This window comes from endosymbiont of Ridgeia piscesae (assembly GCF_001443665.1).
In the GTDB taxonomy this organism is placed as follows: Bacteria; Pseudomonadota; Gammaproteobacteria; order Chromatiales; family Chromatiaceae; genus Endoriftia; species Endoriftia persephonae.
Genome location: NZ_KQ557143.1, coordinates 36006 through 42005 on the forward strand (window position 1 = coordinate 36006; position 6000 = coordinate 42005).

Below are 6000 nucleotides of genomic sequence, written 5' to 3' on the forward strand. Positions count from 1 at the left end.
TTGCGGGGGGGAGTGAGTGCTTATTCAGGGCGCCTAATCATGCCCCCTGTACCGGGCAAAATCTATAATTGTGAACGGCTACAGAGAACCTGGTTCCAGTTTGGCGAGGAGAGCGTCAGATCACCGGGGTTTTGCTTGGCGCACCGACCTCTTCTCGCACCAGTCTGGGCACCAGATACCCCGGCAGTGCGGCCAGCAGCGCCTGGTAGATCTGCTGACTCTCTGCCGCCGGCAACTCGAAATGGGCCGCGCCATCGACACGGTCGAGCAGGTGCAGATAGTAGGGCATCACGCTGGCGCCAAACAGCTGTTCGCTCAACTCCGCCAGCGTCTCTGCCGAGTCGTTCACCCCCCTGAGTAGCACCGACTGGTTGAGCAGGCGGATGCCTTGTTCGCTCAGCTGCTGCAGGCCATCGGCCACTGCTGCGCTGATCTCCCGTGGATGATTGGCGTGGATCACCATTACCGTCTGTAGCCGGGAAGCGGCGAGCAGGCGGGCGAGCGATTCGCTGATCCGCTCCGGCAGCACCACCGGCAGGCGGCTGTGCAGACGCAAACGCCGCAGATGGGGGATCGCTGCGAGATCATCAAGCCAGCCGGCGAGCCGCCGGTCGTCCAGCAGCAGCGGGTCGCCGCCGCTGAGGATTACCTCGCTGAGTGACTCGTCCCGGCGTAGATGCTCGAGGATCTGTCTCTGCTGGCGTGGTGTGGCTGAACCCTGCTGATAGGGGTAGTGGCGGCGGAAGCAGTAGCGGCAGTTGATGGCACAGGCGCCAGTGGCGATCAATAGCGCCCGTCCCCGGTACTTCTGCAGCAGACCGGGCAGTGCCTCGGCCTGCAGATCGCCCACCGGATTGGTATCGAAGCCCGCTTGGTCCTGCAGCTCCTGGGCCAGTGGCAGCACCTGGCGCAGCAGCGGGTCGGCGGGGTCGCCCTTGCGCATCAGCGCCGCGTAGCCCAGCGGTACTCGTAGCGGGAAGGTTGTGGCGGCCTGCAGCGCCGCCGGCAGCAGGGCCGGGTCGAGTTGCAGGAACTCAAACAGCGCCTGCGGGTGGGTAAAGGCCCCGGCAAGGGCTGTCTGCCAGGGCGTACCCTGCAAAGATGGCGCACTCTCAGGTATGATGTGCGCCGCGATTTCAAAGTTATTCGAGGATGTCATGGCAACCTACAGCACCAATGAGTTCAAGGGCGGTTTGAAGATTATGATGGACGGGGATCCCTGTTCCATTATTGAAAACGAATTCGTCAAGCCAGGCAAAGGTCAGGCCTTCAACCGGGTCAAGATCCGTAACCTGAAGACCGGTCGGGTGCTGGAGAAGACCTTCAAATCGGGGGAGTCGGTGGAGGCCGCCGACGTGCACGAGACAGATATGCAGTACCTCTACACCGACGGTGATTTCTGGTACTTCATGGACCCCGAATCCTTCGAGCAGGTCAATGCCGACAAGGCAGCGGTGGCCGATTCGATCAAATGGCTCAAAGAGCAGGATATGTGCACCGTGACCCTGTGGAACGGTAACCCGATCATCGTCACGCCGCCCAACTTCGTAGTGCTGGAGGTGACCGATACCGACCCCGGCCTGAAGGGCGACACTTCCGGCAGCGGCGGCAAGCCGGCCACACTTTCAACCGGTGCGGTGGTGCGGGTGCCGCTGTTCGTGCAGATCGGTGATGTGATCAAGGTCAGCACCGTCTCCGGCGAATACCAGGGCCGCGCCAAAGAGGATTGAGCGCCTCCATGAGCGCGACGCATGAGTGGCGCCCGTTTGCCTCGCCAGCAATGCTGCAGGCGCGAGCGGAGCTGCTCGCTGCGATCCGTGACTTCTTCAGACAGGCTGGGATTCTCGAGGTGGAGACCCCGGTCTGCTCCCGTTTCGCTGTCACCGATCCGGCCATCGAGAGCCTTACTAGTCGCTACACTGGACCTGGCGCCCCGGCGGGGCTCGGGCTGTTCCTGCATACCTCTCCTGAATTCCCCATGAAACGGTTGCTCGCCGCCGGCAGCGGACCGATCTACGAGATCTGCAAGGTGTTTCGTGGTGGCGAGCTGGGGCGACGCCACAACCCGGAGTTCACCCTGCTGGAGTGGTACCGGCCCGGCTTCGATCACCGGCAGCTGATGGATGAGGTGGCCGAGCTGGTCAACCGGCTACTGCCCGAACCAAGACCTGTAGAGCGACTCGCTTACGCAGAGGCCTTTCACCGCCATCTGGGGATCGATATCCAGGCTCTCGATGCGACTGGTCTGCAGCAGGTTGCGCAGCGTGAACAGATTTCCGGCGCAGAGTCGCTGCAGCTCGACTGGGACGGCTGGCTCGACCTGCTGCTGAGCCATGCCATCGAACCGCACCTGGGGCGCGGTACTCTCTGTTTTCTGTACGACTACCCGGCCAGCCAGGCGGCTTTGGCGAGAGTGCGGCCTGGTAATCCCCCCGTGGCGGAGCGTTTCGAGCTCTATCTGGAGGGGATGGAGATCGCCAATGGTTTTCACGAATTGAGCGATGCTGATGAGCAACGGCGGCGGTTTGAGGCGGATAATCAGAACCGCCGCGCTGCCGGACTGGTAGAACCACCGATGGATGAGTATCTACTCGCTGCGCTGCAGGCCGGGCTGCCCGACTGCGCCGGCGTGGCGCTGGGCATCGACCGGCTGCTGATGCAGATCAGCGGCGCCGAGCAGATCCGGCAGGTGCTCGCCTTCCCCTTCGAACGGGCCTGATCTGGCTGCCCGCACACTCTTTCTATACTTTGGTTGAAGAAGAGACTCGTTCTCGGTTGATCCACATAGGAAGGTGTGATGCGACACCATCTGCCTGTTGTCTGCCTCTGCCTCTGCTGCGCGCTGTTGAGTGTTGGTGGTGCGTTTGCCGATCTGTCAGCCCCGCCAGGGAAGGAGGCGGCTGCCGGGGTTGAGAACTCTCAGCCGTTGCCACCTCTACTGCTCACTTTGGTCAGTGGATTGCCCGACTGGGGCCATCTGGCCGATTTCTACCAGGCCAGAGAGGGCCGGCCAGTGTGGCATCAGCATGAGCGGCTCAATCCTTGGGGGCTGGTGCTGCGGGAGTGGATCGAGAATGCATCGACTGAAGGGCTCAACCCGGTGGAGTACCATCTGTCGACCCTGCAGCAGCTGGGTCATCGTCTCGACACGCCCGCGATCCTGTTGCGGGAGTTAGTGTTTACGGATGCCTTCCTGAAGCTGGCGCGGGATCTCAACAGCGGGCGTTTCAATGCGGCCCGGCTCGATCCGGCCTGGCACCATCCGGCTGAGAGCTTCGAGCCGTTGGATTATCTGCAGCAGCAGCTGGAAGAGGGGCTGCCGGAGCAGCTGTTTTCCTCGCTGCTGCCCACCACCCCCGGCTATCTGCGTCTGAAACAGGCGCTTGACCGCTACCAGGCGATCGAACAGCAGGGAGGTTGGCCCGGCCTGGAAGGCGAGCTGCTGTTGCATCTGGGGATGCGCCATCCCGATGTTGTACTGCTGCGGCAGCGGTTGCGGTTCGAGGAGCTGGCTGTCGAGGAAGAGGCTGATGATCCTGAATATTTCGATGCGCCGCTGCAGGTCGCCATCAAACGCTTTCAGCAGCGCCACGGCCTGCTGGATGATGGTCTGGTGGGGCCGCAGACTCGCGCCGCTCTTAACCAACCGGTGGCGCAGCGCATCCTGCAGCTGCGTGCCAACCTGGAGCGCTGGCGTTGGCTGCCGCGCCAGCTCGACAATCCTCACCTGCTGGTCAATACCGCCGGTTTTGAACTGACCTTGATGGTGGATGGTCAGCCACAGCTGCAAAGCCGCTCTATCAACGGTCGCTTCAGTCGTCAGACCCCCTCCTTCCAGGGGCGCATCACACAGTTGATTGTCAATCCTGCTTGGACCGTGCCACGACGCATCGCGGTGGAGGATCTGCTGCCGAAACAGCAGCAGGATGCCGATTATCTGGAGCGCAGGGGCTTCCAGGTGCTACAGCGCGTGCAGGGTGAGTGGCGGGAGGTCGATCCCTGGTTGGTGGAGTGGCAGCGCTTCGACAAGAACAACTTCCCCTATGTGCTGCGCCAGTTTCCTGGGGAGAACAACAGCCTGGGGCGGATCAAGTTCCAGATGCCCAACCCCTACGCGATCTACCTGCACGACACCCCGGCTGTCAGCTTGTTCGATAAGCCGCGTCGGGCCTTCAGTTCCGGTTGTGTGCGGGTGGAGAAGGCGCGACAGCTGGCCGGGTTGCTGCTGCAGAACGAGAATGCCCCGCAGCACAATCTGCTGCTGGATATTGAATCTGGAGAGACCCGCATCCAACCGCTGTCACAGCCACTGACGGTCTATCTCACCTACTTCACCAGCTGGGTGGACGAAGCGGGCAGGGTGCAGTTCCGTCCCGATATCTACGCAAGGAATGGGCTGTTGCTGAGGCTGTTGCGACACACCGACCAGATTGCCAGAGATGGGCGCTCAACCCGGCAGCTGGCAGAGGCCGATTGATCCTCGCTGACTTATCGACTCCTCACTAAGGAGCCTCTGATCAAGTCGTGAATCCGTATCTTGTGCCCAGAATATCCAGCTTCTGCGTGGCAAATCTCGGCAACGGCTCCATGCATTGCTCTACCTCCTGCAGCCATGCAGTCGTTCGCAATAGCCAGCTATCCCCGACAGGGATGTCGGGGAGGCGCGTGAGCAGGGAGCGGTAGCTTTACGTGTGATTTGCGCTTTGAATCTGAATATTCTGAATCACAATCGATTTCGCCCAGACTTAATCAGAGGCTTATAAACCGGAAATTGTGAGTGGAATCACAAGGATGGCGTACCCCGGTCATAATCTGATACTCTTTGCATGGTCTTTTTGGCGGTCCTGCCGAATCATCGGGCAGAGCAACCAGTTATCCGGATCAGTGAAGTATGTCAGAACAGATTCAAGCCCCGCAGATTGAGTGCCCAGATACCAGCCGGCGTCATTTTCTCAGCGGTTGTGTTGCCCTCGGCAGCGCCTTGACCGCCCCCTCCCTGTTCGCCTCGATCGGGCAGCAACAGGAACGCAGTATCGCCCTGCACCATCTGCACACCGGCGAACGGGAGAAGCTGGCCTACTGGGCGGACGGCGAGTATCTGGCAGAGAATTTGCATCGCCTCAACCAGCTGCTGCGCGACCATCGCACTGGCGACAGCACCCTGATGGACCCGAAGCTGCTTGACCTGCTATATCGCCTGCAGAGCAGCGTCGGGCGGGCAGGGGAGTTTCAGGTGATCTCCGGCTATCGCTCACCCAAGAGCAATGCCATGCTGCGTAGCAAAAGCAATGGTGTCGCCAAGCGCAGCCTGCACATGCAGGGCAAGGCGATCGACATCCGTCTACCAGGAACTGAACTGAAAGAGCTGCGCAAGGCGGCCCTGGCGCTAAAGGCGGGCGGCGTCGGCTTCTACCCAAAATCCAACTTCATTCACGTCGACACCGGCCGCGTGCGTTTCTGGTAGCTCCGGCTTGACCTCCATGGATGGAGGAAATGCAGAAGGATTGTTGGGAACAATCCCTGCCAGCCGGACATTACGCATCATCCTGTAGGCGCGCCGCGAGCGACGCGCCTACAATCGAATTTACTCTTCTGGTTAGGCCAGCCGGTCGTCCGCCACGTGGTAGCGTGGATCCTCCAGCATATTGACCTCCACCAGATCCCCCGCCTTCACCAACAGATTCTGACACTCCTGGCTCAGGTGCTTGATGTGCAGGCGCTTCTCGACACGGGTGTAGCGCTCGGCGAGGGCGTCGATCGCCTCCAGGCCTGAGTGATCGTAGACTCGCGCGTTGGCGAAATCGACCATCACCTCGTCCGGGTCATCTTTCGGATCGAACAGATCGGCAAAGGTCTGCACTGAGCCGAAGAAGAGCGGGCCGCTTATCTCATAGTGTTTGATATTAATCGTTCCGAAAGTATTGGCAGTGTATACTGCTTTCCATGGCTACGATAAAAGAACAGCGTGATCAGAAAAGGAAAGATGTAGTGGAGGCGATT

At 60.6% G+C, this 6000-nt stretch carries 5 protein-coding genes and 1 pseudogene; 4 read left to right on the forward strand and 2 right to left on the reverse strand.

What is annotated here, in order from left to right; all coding sequences use genetic code 11:
• Positions 1-115 precede the first annotated feature (115 nt).
• Positions 116-1159: an EF-P beta-lysylation protein EpmB gene (epmB, locus tag Ga0074115_RS12875; RefSeq protein ID WP_087959778.1), complete on the reverse strand. Its 1044-nt coding sequence runs from the start codon at positions 1157-1159 to the stop codon at positions 116-118.
• Here epmB and efp point away from each other — a divergent pair.
• From efp to Ga0074115_RS12895, 4 genes are all read left to right on the forward strand, one after another.
• On the forward strand, positions 1158-1730 hold the full coding sequence (gene efp / locus Ga0074115_RS12880; RefSeq protein ID WP_057956667.1) for an elongation factor P: 573 nt from the start codon (positions 1158-1160) through the stop codon (positions 1728-1730). The genes epmB and efp overlap by 2 nt on opposite strands.
• Positions 1731-1738: 8 nt before the next feature.
• Positions 1739-2719, forward strand: coding sequence for an EF-P lysine aminoacylase EpmA (gene epmA / locus Ga0074115_RS12885; protein WP_060528592.1), 981 nt, complete (start codon positions 1739-1741; stop codon positions 2717-2719).
• Positions 2720-2797: 78 nt separating this feature from the next.
• Complete coding sequence (locus Ga0074115_RS12890; protein ID WP_060528593.1) at positions 2798-4477, forward strand: L,D-transpeptidase family protein; 1680 nt, start codon at positions 2798-2800, stop codon at positions 4475-4477.
• A 414-nt stretch (positions 4478-4891) separates the two neighbouring features.
• Positions 4892-5464: a peptidoglycan L,D-endopeptidase MepK gene (locus tag Ga0074115_RS12895; protein ID WP_060528594.1), complete on the forward strand. Its 573-nt coding sequence runs from the start codon at positions 4892-4894 to the stop codon at positions 5462-5464.
• A gap of 132 nt (positions 5465-5596) precedes the next feature.
• Here the strand turns inward: Ga0074115_RS12895 and Ga0074115_RS12900 are convergent.
• Positions 5597-5899, reverse strand: a pseudogene (locus Ga0074115_RS12900) (STAS domain-containing protein); the annotation flags it as partial.
• Positions 5900-6000 lie beyond the last annotated feature (101 nt).

Coding starts and splice junctions, on each gene's coding strand:
- efp (WP_057956667.1), top strand. CDS start 1,158: ATGGCAACCTACAGCACCAATGAGTTCAAGGGCGGTTTGAAGATTATG.
- epmB (WP_087959778.1), bottom strand. CDS start 1,159: ATGACATCCTCGAATAACTTTGAAATCGCGGCGCACATCATACCTGAG.
- epmA (WP_060528592.1), top strand. CDS start 1,739: ATGAGCGCGACGCATGAGTGGCGCCCGTTTGCCTCGCCAGCAATGCTG.
- Ga0074115_RS12890 (WP_060528593.1), top strand. CDS start 2,798: ATGCGACACCATCTGCCTGTTGTCTGCCTCTGCCTCTGCTGCGCGCTG.
- Ga0074115_RS12895 (WP_060528594.1), top strand. CDS start 4,892: ATGTCAGAACAGATTCAAGCCCCGCAGATTGAGTGCCCAGATACCAGC.